Consider the following 24,914-nt stretch of genomic DNA (forward strand, 5'->3'; position numbering starts at 1 on the left):
AGACGTTGGACTTGGTGGAGTAGCCGACCGTGGTCTGCAGCGCCTGGTTGGCGATCGACTTGGCGCTGTCGATCAGCTTCTGCAGCGAGGTGATGCCGGTGTTGGCAGCCTGCAGCACCTGCACGCCGTTGGCGATGCCGTCGAGCAAATTGTTGATGTCGCTGGCGCGGTTGTCGAGCGACTGGGCGGTGAAGAAGTTGGTGGGATTGTCCAGGGCCGAGTTGACGCTCTTGCCGGTCGACAGACGATTCTGCGTGGTGGCGAGGAGGTCAGCGGTGGACTGGAGGGAGAGCAGGTTCTGACGAACCGACGCGGAGAGAACGATACCGGACATGACTCTGTTACCTTTCTGGTAAACGACGCTACTGTTACGCGTCTGCTTGGATCGAGATTGACCCAGCGACCGGCGGACCGTGGCGCCGAGATTTCTAACGAAGCATGAAATGAAATCCGCGCTTTTGCCGGGTCACGCGTGATTCGGGGCGTGAAGCCGCGCACGCCGCGACACGGCCGCGCAGACATGACATTGGGAAGATTGAGCTTTTTCTTGCGAATGCCGGAGATTTACAGCTCGTTAACTATTTCCGGGCGAGAATCAGGCCTTGATGAGCCGCAACGAACGCTCGGTTACGAAAGCGTTGATGGAGAACAGGCATGGCCCTCAAGGTCGAGCTCAGACCGCACGAACGCATCATCGTCGGTAACTGCGTGATTACCAACACGGACCAGCGCGCCCGCCTCCTGATCGACGGCGACAACGTGCCGATCCTGCGCGAGCGCGACATCCTCACGCCGGAGACCGCCAACACGCCCGCCAAGCTCGTCTATCTCGCGGTCCAGCTCATGTACATCTCGCCGGATCCGCAGACCCAGCACGGCACCTATTTCAACCTGGTGCGCGACATCGTCACTGCGGTGCCGAGCTCCTGGCCGATCATCGAAGGCATCAACAACAACATCCTCAATGGCGACCTCTACCGCGCGCTGAAGGACGCCCGCAAGCTGATTGCCTATGAAGAGAAGCTGCGGGATCAGTACGCGGCCGCGCATCCCAAGGCCGAAGCGGACAAGGCCGACGTGAGCTCTGCCGCCTGACCACACGCTTTCGCGTCGCCCAAGCTGCCAACGACGACGGCCCCGGATCATCTCCGGGGCCGTCGTCGTTTCAGGCACGCATCGATGCTACTGCGCCGCGAGCGGCGGCGCCTCGACCTCGATCAGTTTGCCACGGCTCCGCCGTCCGCCGAACTCCAGCACGGCCGCGACCAGCGCATCGATGTCCGCCTCCTCGGTGCGGTGATTGACGATTGCGGCGCGGATCGCGAGCCTGCCATCAAGCGTCGTGCTCGACGGCGCTGCGACGCCGGACTCCTGGACATCGGCGACGATCTCGCGATTGACCGCATCATCGGCACGGTAGCGGAAGCAGACGATGTTGAGATTGACCGGCGCCAGCAATTCCAGCCGAGGTTCGGCCAACACGCGCGCCTCCAGATATTTCGCCAGCGCACAGCTTCGCGCAATCGCCGCACCAAGCCGATCGGTGCCGAACGTCTTGAGCGTGAACCACGTCTTCAGCGCACGGAAGCCGCGCGACAGATCGGGGCCGAGATCGCAGGGCCAGACCGCGCCCGCCGCAAGCCCCCTCGCCTCGCGGCGCAGATAGGCCGCCGGCTGCGCAAAGGCCTGCCGATGCTGCTCGCCGTCGCGCACCAGCAGGAAGCCTGCGTCGTAGGGCACCTGTCCCCATTTGTGGAAGTCGAGTGCGATGGAATCCGCGAACTCGATGCCGCCGAGCAGCGGCGCGAGCTCGGGCGACAGGATCGCCAGCGCACCAAAAGCGCCGTCGACGTGAAACCAGATTCCTTCCTCGCGGCACAGCTCGGCGATCGCCCTGAGATCGTCGATCGCGCCGATATCGACGGTGCCGGCGGACGCGACCACAAGGAACGGCTTGAAGCCGACCTCGCGATCAACAGCAATCTGCGCACGCAGCGCGGCAACGTCGATGCGATGTTCGGCATCGACAACGATCCTGCGCAACGCATCGGTGCCGAGCCCGGCAACGTCCATCGCCCTGGAGACGCAGCCATGCGCCGCCTGCGACGTGTAGGCCGTGAGCAGCGCACCGTCATTGCCGATGCCGTGCTGCCGCGCCAGAGTGCCGAGCATACTCGTGCGCGCCACCAGCACCGCCATCAGATTGGCCATTGACGTGCCCGTGACGAAGATACCGCTCGCGCTGTCGGGGAAGGCGAACAGGCGGCGCATCCAGTCGACGATCTGGCGCTCGACTTCGATCGGCATGTGATCGCGGCCGCCGAGATTGGCGTTGAGGCCTGCCGCAAGCATTTCCGCGAGCATGCCGACCGCGGTGCCGCCACCATGCACCCAGCCCATGAAGCCGGGATGGACGTTGCCGGTCGCATAGGGCGCGACATGCTCGGCGTATTCGCGATAGACCTCGGCGAGATCGCTCGCCTCGCGCGGCAGGTCGGCCCTGAATGCTGCACGAACGTCTTCTGGAATCGGCTGCCAGACGGGCCGCGCCCGAACGTTGGCGATGCCGTCGATCGTCTCGTCCAGCATGCGATGGGCCAGCGCGCGAAATTCGCTCCAGTCCTGCGGATCGAGCGAGGTGCCCGTGACGGACCTCTGCGTGTTGCGGATGATCTCGTTCATGTTGCGCTCTCCCTGCCCGCCTTTGCGTTCCGCGACAGCATGGCCGTGAACGCGGCAAAGATCTTGCGCATCTGCGGCGGCTTGTAGGGAAACACGGCTGGCGAATCCATGTTGTGCACGACGGCGGTGTTGTCGGCCTCGAACACCAGGAGCTCGCGCCTCTCGTTCTCGGCGCAATCGACGATGAAATAATCGAGGCCGACGCGGCGGCTCATCTCGTCGAGCGCGCTTCTGTGGCGCGCGGCGAAGTCGCGGTCGAAGTCGCGCATGAAGACGGCTTCTTCGGCCCGCTTCTCCTCGCTGAACGCCATGTAGGCGTTGAGATACCAGATGTCCCAGCGGTCGGCGATCGCCATGTGGCAGGCGTAGGGTTTGCCGTCGATCATGGCGAGGCGATATTTGCGGTAGAGCCCGTCGGGACTGACATAATCGACGAAGCGTGCGACAAAGAAGTTCTGCTCCTTCCGTTCGGCGAGATAAGCCGCGAGCGCCGCCGCATCGTCGAGCTTCGCGAGCCCGACACCGGCGTGCGAGCCGCGCGGCCGCGCGATGATCGGAAAGTGCAATCCGCCCGCGATGTCCTCACAGGCAATCCGGCTCAGGGCGAGATCGGACAATTGCGCACGCGTCGCATGGATGGTCGCGGGAATGTCCAGACCCGGCACATCGGCGAGCAGCCGATGCAGCTTGTCACGATCGAGATTGCCGATGCGATCGGGGCGATTGAGCAGCGGCCGCGGCCAGGCCGGTGCGGCCTTCTCGATCAGCGCGAGCGCCTCACGGCATTCCTCGGAATCGGACGCGACCACGATGGCGACGTCGTGCTCGGGCAAGGCTTCCGGCAGACCGACGCCCTTGACCACATAAAGTGTCAGCAACTCGATGTCGGAGCCTTCGAGCAGGAAATCGATCGGCGTGTTGCCGCCCATGTCGATGTCGGCCGCAAGCGCGAGTACGCGCAGGCCCGGCTGCGGGGCCGCGCCTGGCGTTCGGAACAATTGATGGAAGGCCAGCACCTCGGATTGGATCGCAAGCCCCTGATCCTTGTCGCCCAGAAGCTGGGTGACCAAGGACAGATCCAGCCCTTCGCCTGCCAGCGCGGTCCCCGCCGCGATCCGCGCCACGAGCTGGTCGCGCAGCGGATGTAGATCGACGCCCTCGAAGGCCTGGCGTGTCAGCTGCGCAAAGCCGATGCGGTCGGCATAGTTCGCCGCTGTCAAGCCGATCGGCGCGGAAACTGGATGCTGCATTTCACACCTCGGACGCGGACTTGACCGGCACGGCCGCGGCTGCACCACGGTCGAGCAGCAGCTCGATCTTGACCAGGACATGGGCGATGCGGTCGAGAACCTGCTGCACATTGCGTCGCGCCTTCGCCATGTCCGGCGACCAGGCTTCCGTCACGAGCCGTGCGCCGACGCAGAGGCGCAGCACGGCCTGCGGCGTCTCGTCCTGCCGCTCCAGCCGGACCGGCTGGCCGATCAGGCTGCGCTGCGCGGCAACGTCTCGGTCCGCCGTGCTCCCGCTGATCTCTTTGCTCATGTCACGCGCCAGCGCACGATGAACGGCCCGGGTCTCCGCGATCGAGACCGGCTTGCCGTCGCGCAGCAGCGTGAACGGAAAGATCGTGGCCCGAGCGAATTCCTCGTCGTCGGCGTCGTCGTCGGCGTCGGCCAAGTTGACCGCGGTTGGAACGGAGCGCAACGACGGCGACAAGGCGAGCATGCCATCGATGCCGGCGGCGAGCTCGGCGAGCATCTCGGCGCGGAAAACCGCGGGCACGGCGTAGTAGCTGCCGATCTCGGCCAGCGCCGCCTCCCAGCGCAGCCATTGACCGAAATTCGGGCGGCGCTCGAAGCGCGAACGCAGCGCCGTCCAGGCCACCGGCCAATCGCAACGGCCGGCGTAGTCGAAGATGCCGGGCGCGATCTCCTTGCCTCGGTCGAGCGAGCGCGAAAGACCCTTCGGCACCAGCAGCGCACCGCTGAAGGCAGGCCCGCCGAAAAATTTCGAGCCGGTGATCAGCACCATATAGCCGCGGTCGAGATAGGAGCGCAGCCGGCGGCGCCCGAGCCTGGCCTGGCAGGCATCGACGACGATCTGGACCTGGCGCGGCCAGCGCCGCGCGATCTCGTCGAGGCAGGCCGCACTCGGCGCACGCCATCCGAGCTTCGAGCAATCCATGATCTGGAGCAGCACGGGCGCGCCTTGCGCGATCGTAGCCTCGAGCGCATGCAGCACCGCGGCATCGGCGTCCGCGCGCATCGCGATCCCGGGGGCGGCCTCGCGCAGCGGCAGCGCAACACTGGTACCGGCGAGGCCCGGAACCGCGCCGTCCTTGCGAACCGCAACGCCGCTCGCCGTCATGGAGCTGAAATGGTGTCCGCGGGCGGTATGGGTCGTCCCGCTTCCGGTCTGGTCGGCGCCGACCACGATCGTCACCGGCCGCGCGCCGAGGATCGTGCGCGCCAGGAGCAGGGCGTGGAGCTGGGAGTCTGTGCCGGACGGCGAGAACACCACGTCGACGCGCGGCGAGAGCTGCAGATGGCCGCGCAGCTCGTCGCGCATGTCCTCACAGCGTGCGTCGAAGGCGACCTCGACCTCGTCGAACAGGCACTTGTGCATCAGCTCTTCGCGCGCCAGCGCAGCACGGTCATAGGCCGCCCGCGAGATCGTCGATGCCGTCGCGGAGGCGAAATTCCAGATCTCCGGCTCCGGCGAGGCCGCGCAGCCATAGGCGTTGACGCGGTCCTCGGGATCGAGCGCGAGCCGCGGATCTCCGCCGGAGCCGAGCAGCGTGTCGAGCGGCGTGAAGAGATCGCGCAGGCGATAGCGCGACCCGCCGTCGGACGCCCGTTCCCGTTCTGACCAGCGGGACGCGCCGCCGCTCATGCCGCAAACCTCACGCCGCGGCATCGGCCGCCGCCGCAGGCACGGCTGCGAATTGCGAGGCGATGTCGCCGTGGAACACCGAGGGCCCGACGTGATCGAGCGAGCTCTGGATATCGGCCCAGATCTCGCCGCCGATATCGGTCCAGCGCTTGCAGAAGGCGAAGTCCTCGGAAAGATAAGTGCCCGTCGCCGGATCGATCATGCATTCGAACAGCGCGAACCGGTTCCGGCTCGCCGCCAGCGTGTCGTGTGAATGCTCGCGAAAGAATTGCAGGCTCGCATAGTCCGGGTGACGACACATCGCCTCCAGCACGTGGCGCCGGATCATCAGGAAGCCGGTACCGGCATAGCGCACGCGGGTGAAGCCGTTGACCACGACGATGCGGTCGGGATCCTCGATCTCGAGCACGTAATCGAGCGAGGCGGCCGGCACGTCGGTCCGACCGGACTGGATCGCACGCGCGGCCTTGTCCCAGTTGACCCGCTTGATCGGATAGCAGCCGGCCACGACGTCCGCGCCGCATTCCATCAGCCGGAACACCTGCTCCGGCTTGAACCCGATATCGGCATCGATGAACAGGAAATGCGTCGCCTTGGGGTCGTCCAGGAACATCGCGACCAAATTGGCGCGCGCGCGGGTGATCAGCGCGTCGCCGTCGCGCAGGAGCACCTTGAGCTCGAGATTGGACATGCCGTGCACGGCGCGCTGCAGCGCGAAGATCGAGCTCGCATAGATGCTCGACACCTGCCCGCCGAAGCACGGCGTTGCCACCACCAGCTGCATCCTGTCCGACATCGACCGCCCCGCCCGCTCCAATCCTCACCAAGAGGTAAACAGGCATGGTTAACGGCGCCTTAACGCCCTCTTACAGGAACTTGACGAGCGACAGCTGCGCGAGGTTCGACGTCACCTGGTAGGACGCCTGGAGGGCGTTCTGGAGCGCCAGGATCTCGCTCGCGACCTGATCCGGCGAGGCCGATTCCGCCTGGTCGATGATGCCCTGGAGCTGCGCCTTGGCCTGAGTCTGGCGCGTGGTCGCGTCCTTCATCGTGTTCTGGGCCATCGCGATGTCGGTCTGGATGTCCTCGATCCGCTGCTGGCCGGGCTGCTGCGTCAGCGCCTGCGTCACCCGCAGGCTCAGCGCCGACACCTGCCCGCCCGAATACTGGCCGGTCGGCGAAGTCGAGAAGGTCCCGAACACCGCGATCGCCTGCAATTGCCGGCGGATCGCATCCTCGTTCGCCTGGGCGCCATATTGCACCGTGACGGCATCGTCGACCCGCGCCGTCGCCGTGGAGCGCGGCGACCCGGGACCGTCATTGCCCAGGTACCACTTCACGGTTGTGGCCGAGCCGTTCACCAGCGTCGTCGCCGAACTCGCGGGCGAAGAGCCGACGCGCAGCGGCGGTTGCGTGGCGGTCACGGGCGTCGCGCTGAAGCCGAGTGAACTCAGCGCTCCCGTATTCGAGGTCGTGATGTTGAGGCTTGCCGCATCGTCGGTGTTGATCGTGATCGAACCGCCATGGACCGTCGAGGGCTTCGACGTTCCCGTGATCTGGTCGATCTTGCTCAGCAGGGTCTGGATGCTGTCGGTGACGTTGAGCTGGTTGCCGGTCGCGCCCGAGGCCACGAAGGTCAACGTGGTGCCGTTGACGGTGATGGTGTCGCCGGCGACGAAGCCCGGCGAGATCGAGTCCGAGGGGCTCGCGCCCGATAGCGCCGTCGCGCCGGTCACGGGTGCCGGCGGTGCCGCCTGGTTGTTGACCGGCGCGCCGATCGCAGAGCTCGCAGTGTTGAAGAAGTTGTCGCCGGCGACGACCGCCGATGCCGCCACCAGCGAGGTGTTGGCGAGCTTGGTGATCGCGGTGTTCAGCGCGGCGTTGAGGTTGGTCGCGGTGTTGTTCGGATTGACAGGGGTGCTCGCATCGATGGCGAAGCTGCCGAGCGGCGTCGGCGTCGCCGTCGAGGCGGTCAGGTCGATCTGCTCTGTGGTGCCATCCGGCAGCGTGAACTGAATGCTGAGCTTGTCACCGTTGTTCGGATTGACGCCGTTGAGATCGACCGAGAACGACACCGGCGAGCCGCTCGGGCCGGAAACGGTCGCGCCCGTGAGCGTCGAGGACACCGCCTTGATCTTGAGCCCGAACGGCGAGCCGGCAACGTCCTCCGACACCTGCACGGAGCTCGGCGTCGGCTGCGTCTGCACCAGCCGCCCCATCCCGTTGGCCCCTAAGTCGGCGGCCTGGCGCTCCGCCATGACGGTCTTGAAGCCGGCCTGCGTCGTGGTGCCGTTGATGATGTCGCCGGCATCCGCAACCGATTGCGTGTTGACGGCCGTCCCGGAGAACAGATAGCGGCTGCCCGTCTGCGTGTTGAGGACGCCGACCATCGAGCCGAACTGGGCGGCGGCGGTGTTCTGCGCGATCGTCTGGCCGTTGACGTTGAGGTCCTGCGCCGTGTTGGCCGAGCCCGTTTGCACCGTGTTGCGGATCTTCGTCAGCGACTGCAGCGCGGTGTTGGCGAGATTGATGCTGACGTTGACGTTGGTGATCGTGTCGGTATAGCCGGCGATGTTGGAGAGCTGCGCGCGCCCTGCGATCGCAAAACCCTCGTTGGTGCCCATGCCGGCATAGTTCTGCGACAGCTTGCCGGTCGAAAGCTGGGTCGACAGGTCGGTGAGCTGCTGGTTGATGTTGCGGATCTGTGCGCCGAGAATCGACGAAGAATAGTTGATGCTGCTGATCGACATCTTTCAGAGCCCTGTTACTTGCTACACTTGAGCCTGAAGCAACGTGTTCATCATGCTCTGCACCACCGACATGACGTGGGCGTTGGCGGCATAGGCATTCTGAAGCTGGATCAGGTTCGACATCTCCGAGTCCAGATTGACGCTGGAGGTCGAGTCGAACTTGGCCTGTAGCGTCGAGACGACGACGCTCTGGCCCTGCTGGAGCTGGGTCGCCTGGGTGGCGGCGTTGGCCTGGACGCTCAGGAACTGCTGGAGGTAGTTCGAGACGCTGCCGGTGAAAGGCTGGTTCGCCGAGCCGAGGCCGGTCTGCGGTGAATAGGAGAACACCGCATTGGTGAGCTGCGAATAGAGATAGTCCGAACGCGTGGTGTCGCCCGCGGGCGTCACCGGCGAAGTGTTGTAGACCGACAGTCGGCTCGGATCGGAAACCAGCTGCGTGTTCACCGCGATGCGCCCGGCAAGGCCGGTCATCTGCGAGCCGGATGCCGTGATCGCGCCGGTGTAGAGCGCCTGGCCGCCGTCGGTGAACAGCGGCAATTGCGGATTGCCGGAGGTCAGCGACGAGATCGTCTTTGTAGTCGACGCCGAGCTCACCTTGGCAAGGCCGGTGTTGTCGTCGGTCACCCGCAACGTCGTGGCGGTCGCCGGCGCCGGGGCGGCGGAGAACGACAGATGCGTGCCCGACAGCGCGGTGTTGAGCGCGGAGGCGATCGCTCCCATGCCGCCGGAGAAGTTGACGCCGATCCGCATCGGGTTGGCGTTCGTCGCGTTCTGAAGCGGCAGCGCGGCGGGATCGGTCACGTTGATCAGCGTGATCTGGCGCTGCGTGTTGGTCGCCGTGTCCGTGTACGTGATGTTGACGGTGTTGCCCGGCAACGCGCCGGCAAGGTCGAGATCGAACCCGGACGGCGGGCCGGTGACCGTGCTTCCGGCCGTGGTCTTGTCGGACAGCGCGCTCGCCATCGTGGCGGCGAGCTGGTCGATCTGGTCCTGCGCCTGCACCAGGGTCTGGTCGCGCAGCTTCAGGTCGGCCGCGATCTGGCCGGACGACACCACGTTGTTGGCGACGACGTCGACCTGCGAGCCGTTCGGCAGCTTGATGTTGAACGCGCCAACGCCGGACTTGGCCGGGTCGATGTTGTAAAGCGAGGTCGCCGACAGTGCGCCGGCGGAGGCAAAGGAGAATTCCGAGGCGAGCCCGGCGCCGACCAGCTGAATGCCCGTCGTGGTGTAGATGTTGGTCTGGTTCGAACCGTCGGTGGTGACGCGGACGTCGACATATTTCGACAGCGTGTTGATGGCCTGGTCACGCTGGTCCATCAGCGTGGCGGCCGAGGGATCGTTGGGCGACAGCCCCTGGAGCCTGGTGTTGATGTCGGCGATCTGCTGCATCGCCGCGTTGGCGACTCGTGCCGAGTTGCCGAGATCCTGCTCGACGTTGGAGCGGAGCGACTGGATGCCCTTGGTGGTGATGTTGAGCTGCTGCGCCAGGGCCTGTGCCGCCCCGAGCGCGACGGTCTGCGCCGACGACGCCCCGGAACTGGTCGAGAGCGCCTGAAGCGCAGTGGTGAATTTGTTCAGCGCAGTTTCGAGCGTACCGCTGTTGCCGGGCGTGCCATAGACATTCTGAAGCTGCTTCAGGATGTTGGCCATCTGGTCGGCGTAGCCGCTGCCGCCGACCTCCGTGCGCAACTGGTTCAGCACATAGGTGTCGAGTTGGCGGCTGACGCCGGTCGTCATCGCCGTCGAGCCGAAGTCGCCGGTGGTGACCTCGATCTGGTTCGGCGTCTGGACGACGTAACCGGGCGTCTGCGAATTCGCGACGTTCGATGAGACGATCGAGAGCGCGGCCTGATTGGCACGCAGCCCGCTCATCGCGCTGGCGAGGGCTGAACTCAAACCCATGTCACTGACCGCCTTTGGTTACGTTACGCGCCGATCAGCGCAATACGTTCAAGAGATCCTGCACCATCGAATTCGCGGTCGTGATCACCTTGGTGTTGGCAGAATAGGCCTGCTGGGTCACGATCAGCTTGGTGAATTCGTCGGCGATGTCGGTGTTTGATCCCTCCAGCGACGAGCCGCTGATGGTGCCCGAGGCGCCGTCGATGGCGTCTCCCGACTGTTCAGTCGCGGCGTAGGCGCCGCCATCGAGCGCCTTCAGATAGTTGGTGCCGTTGAAATGCGACAGCTGCACCTGGGCGAGATTGAGGTTCTGGCCGTTCGAGAAGGTGCCGACCACGACGCCATTGTTGTTGACGGCAACCGAGCGGAGCTGACCGGCGGCGTAGCCGTTCTGCGTGATGGTGTTGATGGTCACCGCGCCGCTCGTGCTGGCATATTGCGTCAGCCCGCCCGAGGAGATGTTGAAGGCAACCGAGCCGAGCGACTGGCCGCTGACGGTGACGTTGTTGATGGTGATGCCCGAGCCGCTCGGCGAGGTCAGCGAGCCGTCGGCCGCGAAAGTGAAGGTCTGACCGGTGTTGACCCAGCCGACGGTCGTGCCGGTTGCGTTCGGATCGGTCTGGTAGAACAGGTTCCAGCTGTCCGAATGACCCGCGCCCAGCGAGGCACTGTCGGTCTTAGCCCAGCGCAATTGCAGGTTCACAGGCGTGCCGGCGGCGTTGTAAGCGGTCACCGCGCCACCGCTGATCGATTCCTTGGTGAAGGTGGCGATGTCGTTGCCGATCACGCCACCGGTGCCGGCGGTGCCGCCGCCGTCGCGATTCTTGGTGATCGTCGAGGTGAAGCCGAGCGCCGAGAAGGCAGCGCTGTTGGAGCTGGACACCGAGAGGTTGGAGACGGTGCCGGTGTTCAGCGTGATCACGCCACCGCTGCTGACCGACGACCCCGAGGCGCCGGAGAGCGCGTCGATCTTGCCGAGCAGGGTCGTGACGTTGTCGGTGATGTTGATCTGGTTCGGTCCCGACGCACCCGAGTTCATGAAGGTCAGCGTCTGACCATTGACGGTGATGGTATCGCCCGCGGAGAAGCCGGATGTGAGCACCTGGGCACCGCCGGCGGTCGCAGTGCCGCTCAGTACGGTCGCGCCCGAGATCGCCGGCGAGGACAGCACGTTGCCGCCGCGCGTCACGCTGCTGATGCCGAGCGCGGTGGCGGCCGTGCCGCTGCCGATCGCGACGTCAGTGCCGGTGCCGGTCGAGATCTGGATATTGCCGCTGACCGAGAGCGAAGCGGTGACGCCGGCGCCGCCGGCAGTCTGGATCGCATTCAGGATGTCGGCCACGGTCGCCGTCGTGCCCGCACCGAGGCCGATCGTCGTATTGCTGCCGACGGTCGAGACCGTGGTACCGCCGTTGAACGTGACGGTGTTGCCGTTGATGGTCAGCGTCTGGCCGCTCAAGGCAGTCAGAATGCTGGAGGCGAGATGCGTGCCGGCGGCGTTGTCGAGCGACGTGGTTGTCGAGGCGACCGCCGACGAATTGTTCTGGAGCGCAACCGTGCCCGTCGCCGTCGTCGACGAATAGGCCGAGCGGATGTTGCCGGTTGCTGCCGCGCCTGACACCGTTGCGTTGGCATAGGGCGCCGGCGGCGTGCCGACCGGCAGCGGGTTGGCGGCGAAATCGGACGGATTGAGCCCACCGGCCGCCAGCAACGTACCGGTCGACGCCGTGGTTTTCGCGACCGTGTTCGGCTGGGTCGGCAGGTTCGCCGCGTACTGGATCGAGGTGGTCGCCTGCGCCGGGATGAAATTGTTCTGGAACTGCAGCACGTTCGCCACGCTGCCGGTCGGGTTGCCGGTCTTCGGGTCGACCGTGACGCCCATCAGGTAGTAACCGGCACCGTTGACCAGATTGCCGTTGGCATTGAGCTGGAAGTCGCCGCGCCGCGTGTAATAGGTGACGCCGGTGAACACCGGCACGTTGTCGACGACGCCGCTCGCCTTCTGGATCGAGAAGAAGCCGTCACCGGTGATCGCCATGTTGGTGGCGACGGTGGAGGACGAGATCGTGCCCTGCGTGGTGATGGTGGCCTTCGCGTTGGCCTGCACGCCGCCCGCGACCTGCTTGCTCGGAACGGATGAGTCGGGAATGAGGTCGACGAAGCTGGTGCCGATGCCCTTGTAACCGGTGGTGGATGAGTTCGCGATGTTGCCGGAAATGTTCTGAAGCGCGAAGGACTGCGCCTGCAGGCCACCCACCGAGGTGTTCATTGCATCGAAGATACCCATAACTTTGTCTCCAAATCCGATCCCGGCGGCCGGTCGACCATGGCCGCAGTCGGGGGAGACAGTCGCAAAGGCTATGCCAATGCGGGTATCCTCAGAAAATCAATGACTTAATGAAAAAGCCCCGGCCTGACGACCGGGGCACATTTGCCGGGCCCGGCAACAATTGCCGGGACGTGACGTCGTTCCGCGGCGATGCGAAGCATCGAGCCCGGAACCTCGAGATTCCGGATTCGATGCTGCGCATCGCTCCGGAATGACTCTAGAAAAACCTACGTCGCCGACGCTGCCGCGGGATGGAAGACCAGCCCGAAACCATCGATGCAGTAGCGCAAGCCGGTCGGCTTCGGACCGTCGTCGAAGACGTGGCCGAGATGGCCGCCGCAGCGGCGGCAATGCACCTCGGTGCGGACCATGCCGTAGGTGCGGTCCTCGGTCTTGCCGACATTGCCCTCGATCGGCTGGTAGAAGCTCGGCCATCCCGTGCCGCTCTCGAACTTGGTTTCGGACGCAAACAGCGGCAGGTCGCAGCCGGCGCAGGCGAAGATGCCCTTGCGGTGCTCCTTCAGCAGCGGGCTTGAGCCGGGCCGCTCGGTACCGTGATTGCGCAGGATCTCGTATTGCTGCGGCGTGAGCTGGGCACGCCATTCGGCCTCCGTCTTTACAATCTCGAACTTTTCCGCGGCCTTCTCGCCGGCCTCGGCGGGGGATGCTCTCAGCCAGCGAAAGGCCGAAAGGCCAAACAGGCCGGCGACAGTCGTCAACAGGATGCGGCGGTCAACCATCTCATTCTCCGTGCGCGGGGAGTCCACGCCCTGAGATACGGGCTCTAACGGCCGACGTTACACTTCCGGGCGGGATTTTTCTCGGGTTTATCGCGAGATGCCGGCTTCGTGAGGAGCCGGTTCCGTGTCCTGTTCTAAGTTGCCTGTTCTGTGTCCTGCGCTGTGTCTTGCGCCGTGTCTTGGGTCGCGGGTTTCGGCGGCGGGGCCGGCCGCGGCCGAACGCCGGACGGTGGACGGCGCGGGCCGGTGCCGGCGGCTCGGTTGGCCTTGGCGAGGCGGGCCTCGCGTTCCCTGTCCTTGACTCTGGCACGTTCGCGATAGCGGGCGAGCGCGCCTGCCGCGGCGGAACTCGCCCTGCTCCAGATCCCGACCAGCTGGCCCGCGACGCGGCCCGTGGCGCCGCCCGCCCAGACCAGCTCGAACGGCGAGAACAGCCGCCAGCGCTGATCCCCCCGGAGAATGCTGCGTGCGATCATCTGTCCGGCCATGGCGGAAGTGTTCATACCCTGGCGGCCGAACCCGCTCGCCACCCACAGGCCTTTGCGCAACTCGCCGATCTGCGGCATGCCGTGCACGGTCTGGCCGGTGACGCCGGCGAACGTGTCGGCGATCTCGACTTTGCCGAGCTCGGGAAAAATCGTGCGGATCCGCCGCCTGACGGCGCCCGCGAAGCGCTGTGGACGCGCCGCCCAGGTGGTCTCCGGGCTCTCCCACATCAGCCGGTTGCCCTCGACGATCCTGAAATGATCGACGCCGTCGGAATCCATCACCGATCCCTTGAAGGCGATGATCTCATGAAGACGTTCGCCGAGCGGCCCGGTGACGCCGGCATAGCGCCAGACCGGCAGCAGCGTCTCCGAAAGGCGTTTCAGGGGCGCGCCGAGATGAATGTTGCCGGCGAGCACGATGTGGGTTGCGCGCAGCCGTGCCGAGGGCGTGACGATGCGTTTGCGAATGCCGGAATGATCGATGCTGACGACCGGCGTGTCCTCGAATATGCGGGCGCCTGACCGCCGCGCCAGCGCCGCAAGGCCGTGCACATATTTCCGGCCGTCGACCTGGAACGCCTTGGGATAGTACACGCCGTGGAAGTAGCGGTCGGTCTTGAGCAGCCCGCGAACGCGATCGGCCTGCCAGCCCTCGACCTCGGTATCAAAATCCTCGTTCAGCATCTGCAACCGGCTGATCAGCCGGTCGCCGGTATCGACGTTGGAGACCTCCAGCACGCCATCGCTGAGGCCGATTCCCGGCATGTTCTCTTCCGTGGCATTGGCGCGGACGAACTCGGCGCCTTCCTTCGACAGGGCCCACAACTCGCGCGCGTCCTCGAAGCCGATGCGCTCGATCAGGTCGGCGAGCGGCAGCGCGAAGCCTGGCATCACGGTGCCGAGCTGGTTGCCGGAGGCGTTCCAGCCGATATGACGGCCCTCCAGCACCGCGACGCTGGCCCCGAGCCGGGCCGCCTCCAGCGCGATGGAAAGGCCGGCAAGGCCCGCTCCGATGACGCAGATGTCGGCATCGAGATCGAACGTCAGCCGCTCGCGATCGCGAAAGCCGGCTTCTTCCTGGGATGCACTTGTGAAGGTCTCACTCATGTCGTTTTCTTAAAGGACCGATCCGGCGCTTGTCACCTTGTCCTCAACCCGCGCCCGTAGATTATTCTGGACACACAACGATTCGAGAATGCCATGCGCCGTTTGATGCTGCTGCGTCACGCCAAGACCGAGACCGACGCGCCGAGCGGCCGTGACCAGGACCGCCGGCTCGACGAGCGCGGCCACAAGGATGCTGCGCGGATGGGCGACTGGATCGCCGCCCATCCACCCTTCCCCGATACCGTGCTGGTATCGCACGCCGTGCGGGCCCGGCAGACCTGGGACATCGCCTGGGAGGCGATGAAGGACCGCGTCCCCGTGCCGCAGGTCGAGGTCCTGCCGGAACTCTACGGCGCCGATTCCGCGGAGATCCTGGAGGCCATTCGCACTGCAACCGCCCCGGCCGACCCAAAGCGGTTGCTGCTGATCGGGCACAATCCCGGCATGCATGAGGTCGCCCTGATGCTGATCGGCGGCGGCGATCCTGATGGCGCCAGGGCCCTCGCCCACAACCTGCCCACGGCGGGGCTTGCGATCTTCGACTTTGACGTCAAGGATTGGGGGGACGTGGCCTACCGCCGCGGCAAGCTGGTGCTGTTCGTCAGCCCCAAGCTGCTTCGATCGGAGTGATCGCGCGACGTACCAGCAAGACGTGCTGACCGAAAGATTTGGAGGCGCAGATGTTCAAGTCCATCCTCGTGCCCATCGACCTCGCCGACACCGATCTCGCCAAGCCGGCGATCGCAACGGCGGCGACGCTGTCGCAGACCTGGAGCGGCACGGTGCGCCTGCTCAACGTGCTGCCGATGACGCCGGTGATGCTGGCCGAATACGTCCCGGCCGATTTCGACGAGCAGCAGCGCCAGACTTCGGAGGAAGCCCTCGCCATCGTCGCGCGCGAGTCCGGCATCGAGCCGAGCCGCATCTCCAGCGTGGTGCGCCAGGGCGGCATCTACCACGAGATCCTGGAGGAAGCCGCGAATATGAAGGCCGACCTGATCGTGATGACCTCGCACCGGCCGGCGATGCGCACCTATTTCCTCGGCTCCAACGCCGGACACGTCGTGCGCTACGCGAAGTGCTCGGTGCTGGTCGTCAGGCACTAGGCGCCGACCGATCCCGTTGCCGGAACTGAGCCCGTTTGCGCCCAAAGGCGACAGAGTCTGCTGTCGACTTGGCTGGAGGAGCAACGCCTACCAACGCGGCGGCAACTTCGTCGCTCACCTGCCTCAACTCCGGTAGCCCGCCAAGAGGGTGAGCAAGAAGCAAAGCTCGGGCGAACAAGCCGCGAGGAAGACGAACCATGTCAATCGCTGAACGAAGGTCTCGTGCCCCGGGCGCTGCACAGCGCCTCTTCGGCGGTGCGCTGCAGAGCCGGGGCCCATGCATCAGCGCATGCCGTGGCCTGCTGGGTCCCGGCTCTGCGCAGCAGGGTAAGAACGCTGCAGCGCGTCCGGGACACGGAGTGATCACAGATACCGGGTCAACTCGGCCTTGAACTGCCCGTACACCGCATCCTCGATCTGGCTGCGCGTGATGCCGATGTCGCGCAGGGCGCGGTCGTCGAGCTCGTTCAGCGTCTTGACGGCGGAGCGGCGCTCGATGCGATCGAACAGCGCAGAGACACCGTGTGCGAGCGTGCTGAAAAATCCGCCCGACGAGGATGGGCGTAAACTCCGCCCGGCAGTTTGCGAAATCGTGGTCATTTTCTTCTCCGGCGTGTCGTTCCGCGGCGAAGCCGATGGCGTTGGCGCGGACGCTGTCAGCGCCTGCACCTCATTTGCCGTCGGATTGCTCTCGCTCTCCTCGGCTCAATCGCGGATCTTGATGGAACTTAAATGCTCCGGTACATTCCTCGGAGCAAGCAAAACATTGCTCTCGGTGCAATAATGTCCAAGTTCGAGTACGTGAAGCTTGCCGATGCCATTGCGGCCGATATCACTAACGGCACGTTAAGGCCCGGCGACCGGCTGCCGCCTCAGCGCAATTTTGCCTATGACCGTGGCATCGCGGTCTCGACCGCGAGCCGGGTTTATACGGAATTGCTCCGCCGCGGCCTCGTGGTCGGCGAGGTCGGCCGCGGCACCTTCATCTCCGGCGACATCAGGCGCCAGGTCGAGACGACGCGCGAGCCGGCCGAGGCGCGCATCAATTTCGAGGTCAATTATCCGCTGCTGCCCCAGCAATGGGCGATGATCGCCAAGAGCCTTGCAGGGCTGGAGCGGGTCGACGCGCTGGAGTCCGCGCTGCGCGTTTCGACCAGCACCGGCACCAGGAGCGCGCGCGTTGCTGCCGCCGCCTATCTCGCACGCAAGGATTTTACGCCGCAGGCGGACCAGATCTTCTTCACCGCCAACGGCAAGCAATCGCTCGCGGCCGCGCTTGCGGCGCTCGTTCCCACCGGGGGCCGCTGCGGCGTCGAGGCGCTGACCTATCCATACGTCAAGAGCATCGCCGCGCGGCTGGGTGTGACGCTGGTCCCGATTGCGATGGACGAACACGGCGCGCGGCCGGACGCGATCCAGAAGGCGCATCGCGAGGCGCACCTGTCGGCGCTGTATCTCCAGCCCATCATCCAGAATCCGCTCGGCGTCACCATGAGCGCGACGCGGCGCGCCGACATCATGCGCGTCGCCGAAAAGCTCGATCTTCCCATCATCGAGGACGCGGTCTACGGCTTCCTCGCCGACGACACGCCGCTGGCCGCGCTCGGGCCGGACCGCTGCGTCGTGATCGACAGCCTGTCGAAGAAGGTCGCGCCCGGCCTCGCGCTCGGCATTCTGGTCGCGCCGCCTCACTTGCGCGAAAGCGTCATGAGCGCGGTCCGCACCGGCGGCTGGATCGCCTCCGGCCACGCGCTGGCGGCCGGGCAGCGGCTCATGGCCGACGGCACCGTCGCCGAGCTGACGCGCCTGAAGCGCATCGACGCGGTGCGCCGCCAGCAAACCGCTGCAAGGCTGCTCGCCGGCTACCAGCTCGCCGCCGATCCGCGCTCCTATCATCTCTGGCTGACGCTGCCGCCGCACTGGCGTTCGCAAACCTTCGTCGCCGCGGCGGCAAGGCGCGGCATCGCGCTGACGCCGTCCTCGACCTTCGCGATCGCACATGGTCATGCACCAAACGCGGTGCGGCTCGCCCTCGCCCCGCCTTCACCCGAGCAGCTCGATGCCGGCCTGCGCACGATCGCCTCGCTGCTCGGCACCAAGGAGGAGGATTTCGACTCGACGGAGTAGCGCTCCATCTAAGGCAGCAGAGCCTTCGGCACGCGATCGAAACTGTAGCTCCGCCGCTTGTTGCGCCACACGAAGCCGCCCACCTGCCAGGCGAACAGCGCGGCGAAGCCGAGGATGAACAGCGCGCCGGCGAACTCGCCGATCAGAAGCGCGCGGATCAACAGCCCCGCCATCGCCACCGTCAGCACCGCCAGGAAAACCAGCGCCGCCGCATAGGTCTTGCGGCCAAGGCCGGCGGTCAATTCGGCCCGGCTGCCGGCCTGCGCCATCCGCGCATGCAGCGCGAGAATGAAATCGCGGAAGCCGCTGTCCTGCGGCGCCATCAGCGCCGCGGTCTGCCAGCTCGTCGAGAGGATCGCGATGCGCCCGCCGCCGGTGCGGCTGACATCGGCACGAAAGCGGTGCTGCTGCATCGAAACAGGGCGGAACGACAGCCGGATCGCCGAGATCTCGTCGTAGCGCCACAGGCCGGAGCGTCCCGCGATGTGCCAGGACAGCCCCTGCTCCGTCAGTTCGAAACGATGCGCCGAGCCGATCAGCGAGGCCTTGTAGGCGTAGCTCGTGGCCGAACCGGCTTCAGCTCCCCGCATCTCGATCATCGATCCCATTCGCGATCGGCTTGCGCGATCGCCCTCGCCCATCCTACAAGCGGGGCATGGCTGAGACGACGTTTTTTCCGCGCCGGCTGATTCTCGGCGCCGCTATGATCTCCGGCGTGCTGCTCGCGCTCGCGGTGCACATGCTGGGCGCGCGCTATGGTCTCGATCTCGGCGGCCTCTGGCGCTCCGACACCCATGAGTTCATGCCCGCGGGAGCGGCGATCGCCTGGTGGCTGATCGCCACGGTCGGCTTCTCCGGCGGCTATTTCACGGCCAGCCTGATGCAGAGCGCCGCCTCCGGACAGATCCCGCAGCGGATGCGGCAATTCCTGATCGCGGTCGGTGTGTTGCTGCTTGCGGGAGCGGGCCAGGCGGCCTCGGCGCCGAGCCCGATCCCGACCGTCTCGGGCGTGCTGGCCGGGCTCGCCGCGCTCTGCCTCGGTGCCGTGATGGCGTTTTGCGGTGCGCATTTCGCACTGCGCCGCGGCTGACGTGCTGCGCAGGCGCGCTCATAACGCCGAATGATGCACGTGACAGGAAAGCGCCGCGCGTTGGCGCGCGGCGCTTTCTGGCTGCACTGTTGTTACTAGCTCGCCGCGCGCAAATTCACCTTGCTCTCGGCGAGCGTCGTCAGCTTCTTGTCGGTCGCCTTTTCCTCCTCGAGCGTCTTGGCGAGCACTGCCGCGCAGTCGTTGCGGCCGAGCTGCTTGGCCCAGGCGATCAGGCTGCCATAGCGCACGATCTCGTAATGTTCGGCGGCCTGGGCCGCGTTGATCAGCGCGGCGTCGAGCACCGCCTTGTCGGCGACTTCGCCGGCGGTCTCGTCGGCTTCCTCGATGATGCCGTCGATGGCTGGGCAATCGACCGCCTTCACGGCGACGCCGTGCATCTTGAACACCTCCTCAAGTCGTGTGACGTGCTGTCTGGTTTCTTCGAGGTGCGTCAAAAAGCCCTGTTTCAGCTGCGGATCGGTGGCCTTGCTTGCCATCTTCGGCAGCGCCTTGGTGAGCTGCTGCTCGGCGTAATAGATGTCCTGGAGCTGATGCACGAACAGGTCGTTCATGGTCTTGATGTCTTTTGTGAACAGTCCCATCGTTCCGATCCTCTCGGGTTTCGGGGAACACGGAGGCGCCGGCTTGCACGAGAAAAGCCGTTTATTCCGCCCATGTTCGATTGCTGATGGATGCTAACGAGTACGCAGCGTCGACGTTCCAAAAATGCCGATACCGCTTGCGCTGGAACAATGCGGACCGCGCCAGGATTTGAAATCATGTCGGTGCACCAAGCGCGCGAGAGGAGCCGGTTTCACGACTCATATGCTTAACGCGCATCCGATATGAACCGCGTATGACAGAAGTGGCCGGTCCAGCGCAGAACCTATTGTTGTCAAGGGCTGCACAAGCCGCTGATTTTGCCTTAAATGAGCTTGATCATGCCTAGCGATCGATGCCTGCCTTTGGCCATGATCGCGCCCGACCGGCCAAGCCTGGCTCGGCCGGTGTTGCCCCCGCCGGGAGGATGAATGCACGGACTGCTGCCCGCGTTGAAGCGCGGCTTCAAGAGATGGATCGGCTGGCGACGGCTGGGAATTGCCGCGAGCATCTTCATCATCGCCTTCGCGATCACCACGCTGGTGCGGACCCTCAAGGGCATCGATACCGGGGTTATCCTGACCGCGTTGACCGAGATCCCGCGCGGCAGCATCGGGCTGGCGGCGATCTGCGTCTTCTTCGCGTTCTGCACGCTGACCTTCTACGACTTTTTTGCACTGCGAACGATCGGCAAGAAGCACGTGCCCTATCGCATCGCGGCGCTCTCGAGCTTCACGTCCTATTCGATCGGCCACAACATCGGCGCGACGGTATTCACCGGCGGTGCGATCCGTTTCCGGATCTATTCGGACTACGGGCTGAACGCGATCGACGTCGCCAAGATCTGCTTCCTGTCGGGTCTGACCTTCTGGCTCGGTAACATCTTCGTGCTCTCGATCGGCATGGCCATCCATCCGGATGCGGCCTCCTCGATGGATCAGCTCCCCTCGTCGCTCAACCGGTTGATCGCCCTCGGCGGCCTCGCCTCGATCGGCGCCTATCTGGTCTGGCTCTGCATGGGCGAGAAGCGCCGCGAGCTCGGGCAAAAGGGCTGGAAGGTGGTGCTGCCATCGGCACCGCTGACCCTGGTGCAGATCCTGATCGGCGTGGTCGATCTCGGCTTCTGCGCCACGGCCATGTACCTGTTGATGCCGACCAGCCCATCGATCGACTTCATGTCGCTCGCCGTCGTGTTCATTCTGGCGACCCTGATCGGCTTTGCCAGCCACGCGCCCGGCTCGATCGGCGTGTTCGATGCTGCCATGCTGGTGGCGCTGCCCCAGTTCGGCCGCGAGGAGCTTCTGGCCACGCTGCTGGTGTTCCGCATTCTCTATTTCGTGATCCCGTTCGGCCTCGCCATCTCCATCATGGGCACGCGCGAGCTCTGGATGAACGTGGTCGAGCCCTGGCAGGAGCGGCGGCGGCTGGCGGAGGCCTGCGCGCAGGCCAACCTGCCCAAGCAGGTGACACCGATGGAGCGGGAGCGGTTGCTGCGGCAGGCCAACAAGCGCTAAGGCAGCTGGCGCAGACAAACGTTGCGGGCGGCGGAGCAATGCTCTCTTATTTCCGCCTCAACTTTGCCGTTGAAGACCCGGGCCATGATCCCTTTATCCCTTCGTACTCTCGCCGCGGGCGCTCTGCTGCTCTCCGGGCTCTTGACCGCCTTGCCGTCCGAGCGCGCCGCCGGGCAGGATGCCGGCACCATGCAAATCGATTGGGAGGTGCGTAACCGCTTCCGGCTGTTCCGCGAGGAGCGCGACTTCCTGCTCCATGTCGAGAACGCGCGCAACCGCAGCATCCTCGCCGCCGAGCAATCACTGGAGCTCCAGAGCGAAGGCCGCGGCTGGGCCCGCAACATGGTCAACCGGCTCTGCATCGACCTCCAGGGCCGGGTCAACCAGCCCTGTACACGCGACAACGTCAAAGAGAACTACATCACCCCGATCGACCATCCGGTGACGGTACGTCTGACCGGCGCGGTGCCGGTGGGCGCCACCTGCGCCTGGTCGTTCGACGACGGGGACGGGCCGCAACAATCGACCTTCGACTGCGCCGAGCCGATCAATTTGCGCGTCCGCTACGGCAAGCAGACGGTCGCAACCGTCGATGTCTCGGCCGGCTCGGATCCGACCCAGCGCGTCCAGACCGAGATCCAGGTCCGCGACATTTTCGTCGCTGGCCTCGGGGACAGCATCGCCTCCGGCGAGGGCAATCCGGACCGGCCGCTGGCACTCTCGGACGAAGGATTTTGCTTCCGCTCCTATCTCGGCACCGCAGGTGCGCAGTACTACCGGCCGAGCCGCCACGGCTTCAAGGGAGGCCGCGCCTGCGAGGCGCCGGATACCCTCGCCAACTGGCAGCGCTACAGCGCGCTCTGGTTCAACGCACCCTGCCACCGCTCGCTCTACAGTTACCAAGCCCGCACCGCGCTGGCGCTCGCCGTGCGCTACACCCATATCGCCGTGACCTTCCTGCCGCTCGCCTGCACCGGCGCCAGCATTGCCGACGGACTGCTTGGCTCGCAGCGCGCCCGCGAATGCCCGCCCGGCAAGTCCGGCGTCTGCAACACCAGCGTGAACGCGCAGGTCGCCGAGCTGCGCGAAGCGCTCACCGCGGCAAAGAAGCGCCAGCCCGATCGGACGCTTGACCTCGTGCTGCTTTCGGTCGGCGCCAACGACGTCTACTTCTCCGGCCTCGTCGCCGACGTCATCGTCGACACCGCGACCGAGCGGACGCTGTTCCGCCGCTCCGGCGTGATGGCGAGCGTCGATGATTCCCGCGATGCGCTGACGCGTGAGCTGCCACAAAGCTTCGTCAAGCTGCGCGAGGCGCTGAAGCCGCTCGTCGGCGGCGACCTCTCGCGCGTCGTCTATGTCTCCTACGCCAATCCTGCGCTCGCGGACGGCGGCGTGCCCTGTCGCGGCGGCCGCGCCGGGTTCGACATCCATCCGTCCTTCAACGCCGATCCGCAGCGGCTCGCCCGCGTCTCCACCTTCGTCGACACCGAATTCCTGCCGCAGCTGAAAGGGCTCGCCACCTGCACCCGTGGCGCGCTGTGCCGCGACCCCGAAGCCGACCGCATGACCTTCGTCGACGCGCACCAGGCCGCGTTCGCCGATCACGGCTTCTGCGCCCATTCGGGCAATGACCCCGAATTCGACCGGACCTGCTTTGCCGAGAACGGCCAGAGCTTCAATCCAGACATTGTCAGCGCAGCGAGCCAGCCCATGCTGTGCGGCCGCGGCGCCTCGGAATACCGCGCCTACCTGCCCCGCGCGCGCTGGATCCGCGACGCCAATGACAGCTACTTCGCTGCGATGACCTATCCGCAAGGCCTGCCGGCCGCGAGCCAGCCGACCGACATTCACGATGCCACCTGGGGCGTGCTCTCCGCCGTCTATGGCGGCGCCGTGCATCCGAGCGCCGAAGGCCACGCCGCGATGGCGGATGCGGCGCTGCCGGCCGCGAGCGCCGTGCTTGGTCTCGATGCCGTGCCGCCAAGCGTGACGCGCGGATTCTTGCCGCAGCTGCTGCCGAGCGCAAGTCAGTAGAAGCGAGAGCGAGCTCTCCACACCGTCATTGCGCCCTTGGGGTTGGCGTCCCGCCTTCCTCACTTCCCCCAACCTGCCGTCCCATCGATCCAAAGACGGCATCGATCGATACTCCCTTGAACTTGGACACTTTGCCGCGCGCGCCTCTAGGACTCGCCTCGAGGAAATGTTCGAGTTCCAAGGAGGCGCGTCATGAGCGCAATGGTGTCCGCAGCGGACGTGAGGAGGTCTCGCGTCAGGCTGTTCATCGTGACCATGTTATTCCTGGTCACGACAGTCAATTATGCCGACCGCGCCACGCTCTCGATCGCAGGCCCGGCGCTCTCCAGGGAGCTGCATCTCGATCCCGTTGGCATGGGCTACATCTTCTCGGCCTTTGGCTGGTCCTATGTGATCGCCCAGGTGCCGGGCGGCTGGCTGCTCGACCGCTATGGTTCGCGCCTCGTCTATGCCTTCAGCATCATCGTCTGGTCGATCTTCACGATGTTGCAGGGCTGGGTCGGCTTCTTCAGCGCCGGCACCGCGGTCATCGTGCTGTTCGGCTTGCGCTTCCTGGTCGGCATTGCCGAGGCGCCCTCCTTCCCAGCCAACGCCCGCATCGTCGCGGCCTGGTTTCCGGGCAATGAGCGCGGCACCGCGTCGGCCTTCTTCAATTCGGGGCAGTACTTCGCGACCGTGATCTTCGCGCCGCTGATGGGCTGGATCGCGCACGCCTATGGCTGGCGCTTCGTGTTCTTGGTGATGGGTGCGCTCGGCATCGTCATGGGTCTCGCCTGGATCAAGACCGTCTACGGCCCGAAGGAGCATCCTTCGATCAACGAGGCCGAGTTCGACTACATCAAGGACGGCGGCGCGCTGGTCGATCTCGATGCGTCCAGGGACGATCTGAAGCAGAAGCGTGCACCGCAATCCGGCTCCGGGTGGGACCACATCCGCCAGCTTCTCTCCAACCGCATGATGCTCGGCGTCTATCTCGGCCAGTACTGCATCAACACGCTGACCTATTTCTTCCTGACCTGGTTTCCGGTCTACCTCGTCAAGGAACGGGGGCTGTCGATCCTGCAGGCCGGCTTCGTCGCGACGCTCCCCGCGCTATGCGGCTTCATCGGCGGCGTGCTCGGCGGCATCATCTCAGATGCGATCCTGCGCCGGACCGGCTCGCTGACCATGGCGCGCAAGATCCCGATCGTCGGCGGCATGCTGCTGTCGATGTCGATCATTGCCTGCAACTATGTCGACGGCCAGGCGCTCGTGGTGGGCTTCATGGCGCTCGCCTTCTTCGGCAAGGGCATCGGCGCGCTCGGCTGGGCCGTCGTCTCCGACACTTCGCCGAAGGAAGCCGGCGGCGTCTCCGGCGGCCTGTTCAACACCTTCGGCAATCTCTCCTCGATCACCACTCCGATCGTGATCGGCTACATCCTGGCTGCGACCGGCTCGTTCAACGGCGCGCTGGTTTTCGTCGGCCTCAACGCGCTGGTGGCGGCGTTCGCCTATCTCGTCGTCGTCGGCAAGATCGAGCGGGTCGTGCTCGAACGTTCCTCCTGAGG

The 24,914-nt window shown here is 65.6% G+C and carries 21 protein-coding genes; 8 read left to right on the forward strand and 13 right to left on the reverse strand.

Annotation, left to right across the window (positions count from 1 at the left end; genetic code table 11):
• The coding region (locus EHH60_RS34800) for a flagellin N-terminal helical domain-containing protein (RefSeq protein WP_502697433.1) at window positions 1–334 on the reverse strand (334 nt) is incomplete at its 3' end.
• Window positions 335–654: 320 nt separating this feature from the next.
• On the opposite strand from EHH60_RS34800, the gene flbT reads away from it, so the two are divergent.
• Complete coding sequence (flbT, locus tag EHH60_RS34805) at window positions 655–1,095, forward strand: flagellar biosynthesis repressor FlbT (RefSeq protein WP_035671936.1); 441 nt, start codon at window positions 655–657, stop codon at window positions 1,093–1,095.
• An 87-nt stretch (window positions 1,096–1,182) separates the two neighbouring features.
• Here flbT and EHH60_RS34810 read toward each other — a convergent pair whose 3' ends face one another.
• The 9 genes from EHH60_RS34810 to EHH60_RS34850 form a co-directional block, all read right to left on the reverse strand.
• Window positions 1,183–2,682 (reverse strand): pyridoxal phosphate-dependent decarboxylase family protein, encoded by a 1,500-nt coding sequence (locus tag EHH60_RS34810; protein WP_124163724.1) that lies wholly within the window; start codon window positions 2,680–2,682, stop codon window positions 1,183–1,185.
• On the reverse strand, window positions 2,679–3,932 hold the full coding sequence (locus tag EHH60_RS34815; RefSeq protein WP_124163725.1) for an ATP-grasp domain-containing protein: 1,254 nt from the start codon (window positions 3,930–3,932) through the stop codon (window positions 2,679–2,681). Before EHH60_RS34815 ends, EHH60_RS34810 begins: the two co-directional genes overlap by 4 nt.
• A 1-nt stretch (window position 3,933) precedes the next feature.
• The gene (locus EHH60_RS34820) at window positions 3,934–5,574 is read right to left on the reverse strand and encodes a hypothetical protein (protein WP_199752414.1); all 1,641 of its coding nucleotides are present in this window, start codon (window positions 5,572–5,574) and stop codon (window positions 3,934–3,936) included.
• A 10-nt stretch (window positions 5,575–5,584) separates the two neighbouring features.
• Complete coding sequence (locus tag EHH60_RS34825) at window positions 5,585–6,370, reverse strand: hypothetical protein (RefSeq protein ID WP_124163727.1); 786 nt, start codon at window positions 6,368–6,370, stop codon at window positions 5,585–5,587.
• A gap of 70 nt (window positions 6,371–6,440) precedes the next feature.
• Window positions 6,441–8,324 carry a flagellar protein gene (locus EHH60_RS34830; protein WP_124163728.1) on the reverse strand — a complete coding sequence of 628 codons (1,884 nt, stop codon included), beginning with the start codon at window positions 8,322–8,324 and terminating at the stop codon, window positions 6,441–6,443.
• A gap of 21 nt (window positions 8,325–8,345) precedes the next feature.
• Entirely contained in the window at window positions 8,346–10,229 is a 1,884-nt protein-coding gene (gene flgK, locus EHH60_RS34835) for a flagellar hook-associated protein FlgK (RefSeq protein WP_124163729.1), read from the reverse strand.
• A 34-nt stretch (window positions 10,230–10,263) separates the two neighbouring features.
• Window positions 10,264–12,516, reverse strand: a complete 2,253-nt coding sequence (locus EHH60_RS34840) for a flagellar hook-basal body complex protein (RefSeq protein WP_124163730.1) — start codon at window positions 12,514–12,516, stop codon at window positions 10,264–10,266.
• Window positions 12,517–12,785: 269 nt separating this feature from the next.
• Window positions 12,786–13,298 carry a peptide-methionine (R)-S-oxide reductase MsrB gene (gene msrB, locus EHH60_RS34845; protein WP_035671899.1) on the reverse strand — a complete coding sequence of 171 codons (513 nt, stop codon included), beginning with the start codon at window positions 13,296–13,298 and terminating at the stop codon, window positions 12,786–12,788.
• A gap of 134 nt (window positions 13,299–13,432) precedes the next feature.
• Window positions 13,433–14,893, reverse strand: a complete 1,461-nt coding sequence (locus tag EHH60_RS34850; RefSeq protein ID WP_124163731.1) for an NAD(P)/FAD-dependent oxidoreductase — start codon at window positions 14,891–14,893, stop codon at window positions 13,433–13,435.
• A gap of 93 nt (window positions 14,894–14,986) precedes the next feature.
• Here EHH60_RS34850 and EHH60_RS34855 point away from each other — a divergent pair, with 93 nt between their 5' ends.
• Together EHH60_RS34855 and EHH60_RS34860 are read left to right on the forward strand one after the other, a co-directional pair.
• Window positions 14,987–15,523, forward strand: coding sequence for a SixA phosphatase family protein (locus EHH60_RS34855; protein ID WP_124163732.1), 537 nt, complete (start codon window positions 14,987–14,989; stop codon window positions 15,521–15,523).
• A gap of 50 nt (window positions 15,524–15,573) precedes the next feature.
• A complete protein-coding gene (locus EHH60_RS34860; protein ID WP_061883091.1) occupies window positions 15,574–15,999 on the forward strand; it encodes a universal stress protein in 426 nt (141 codons plus the stop codon).
• 363 nt (window positions 16,000–16,362) lie between these two features.
• On the opposite strand, the gene EHH60_RS34870 is transcribed toward EHH60_RS34860, so the two are convergent.
• Window positions 16,363–16,599, reverse strand: a complete 237-nt coding sequence (locus EHH60_RS34870; protein WP_124163733.1) for a DUF1127 domain-containing protein — start codon at window positions 16,597–16,599, stop codon at window positions 16,363–16,365.
• Window positions 16,600–16,782: 183 nt separating this feature from the next.
• Between EHH60_RS34870 and EHH60_RS34875 the strand changes: the two genes are divergently transcribed.
• Window positions 16,783–18,126, forward strand: a complete 1,344-nt coding sequence (locus EHH60_RS34875) for an aminotransferase-like domain-containing protein (protein WP_199752416.1) — start codon at window positions 16,783–16,785, stop codon at window positions 18,124–18,126.
• Between the two features lie 8 nt (window positions 18,127–18,134).
• Here EHH60_RS34875 and EHH60_RS34880 read toward each other — a convergent pair whose 3' ends face one another.
• Entirely contained in the window at window positions 18,135–18,725 is a 591-nt protein-coding gene (locus tag EHH60_RS34880) for a hypothetical protein (protein ID WP_502697434.1), read from the reverse strand.
• A 56-nt stretch (window positions 18,726–18,781) separates the two neighbouring features.
• Here EHH60_RS34880 and EHH60_RS34885 point away from each other — a divergent pair, with 56 nt between their 5' ends.
• Window positions 18,782–19,216: a hypothetical protein gene (locus EHH60_RS34885; protein ID WP_124163735.1), complete on the forward strand. Its 435-nt coding sequence runs from the start codon at window positions 18,782–18,784 to the stop codon at window positions 19,214–19,216.
• Window positions 19,217–19,311: 95 nt separating this feature from the next.
• Here the strand turns inward: EHH60_RS34885 and EHH60_RS34890 are convergent, their stop codons facing one another.
• Entirely contained in the window at window positions 19,312–19,818 is a 507-nt protein-coding gene (locus EHH60_RS34890; protein ID WP_124163736.1) for a YciE/YciF ferroxidase family protein, read from the reverse strand.
• Window positions 19,819–20,247: 429 nt separating this feature from the next.
• On the opposite strand from EHH60_RS34890, the gene EHH60_RS34895 reads away from it, so the two are divergent.
• The 3 genes from EHH60_RS34895 (at window position 20,248) to EHH60_RS34905 (ending at window position 24,912) form a co-directional block, all read left to right on the forward strand.
• Entirely contained in the window at window positions 20,248–21,330 is a 1,083-nt protein-coding gene (locus EHH60_RS34895; protein ID WP_124163737.1) for a lysylphosphatidylglycerol synthase transmembrane domain-containing protein, read from the forward strand.
• 84 nt (window positions 21,331–21,414) lie between these two features.
• On the forward strand, window positions 21,415–23,367 hold the full coding sequence (locus EHH60_RS34900) for an SGNH/GDSL hydrolase family protein (protein WP_124163738.1): 1,953 nt from the start codon (window positions 21,415–21,417) through the stop codon (window positions 23,365–23,367).
• 192 nt (window positions 23,368–23,559) lie between these two features.
• Entirely contained in the window at window positions 23,560–24,912 is a 1,353-nt protein-coding gene (locus tag EHH60_RS34905; protein WP_124163739.1) for an MFS transporter, read from the forward strand.
• Window positions 24,913–24,914 lie beyond the last annotated feature (2 nt).

Source organism: Bradyrhizobium sp. RP6, assembly GCF_003837805.1.
In the GTDB taxonomy this organism is placed as follows: domain Bacteria; phylum Pseudomonadota; class Alphaproteobacteria; order Rhizobiales; family Xanthobacteraceae; genus Bradyrhizobium.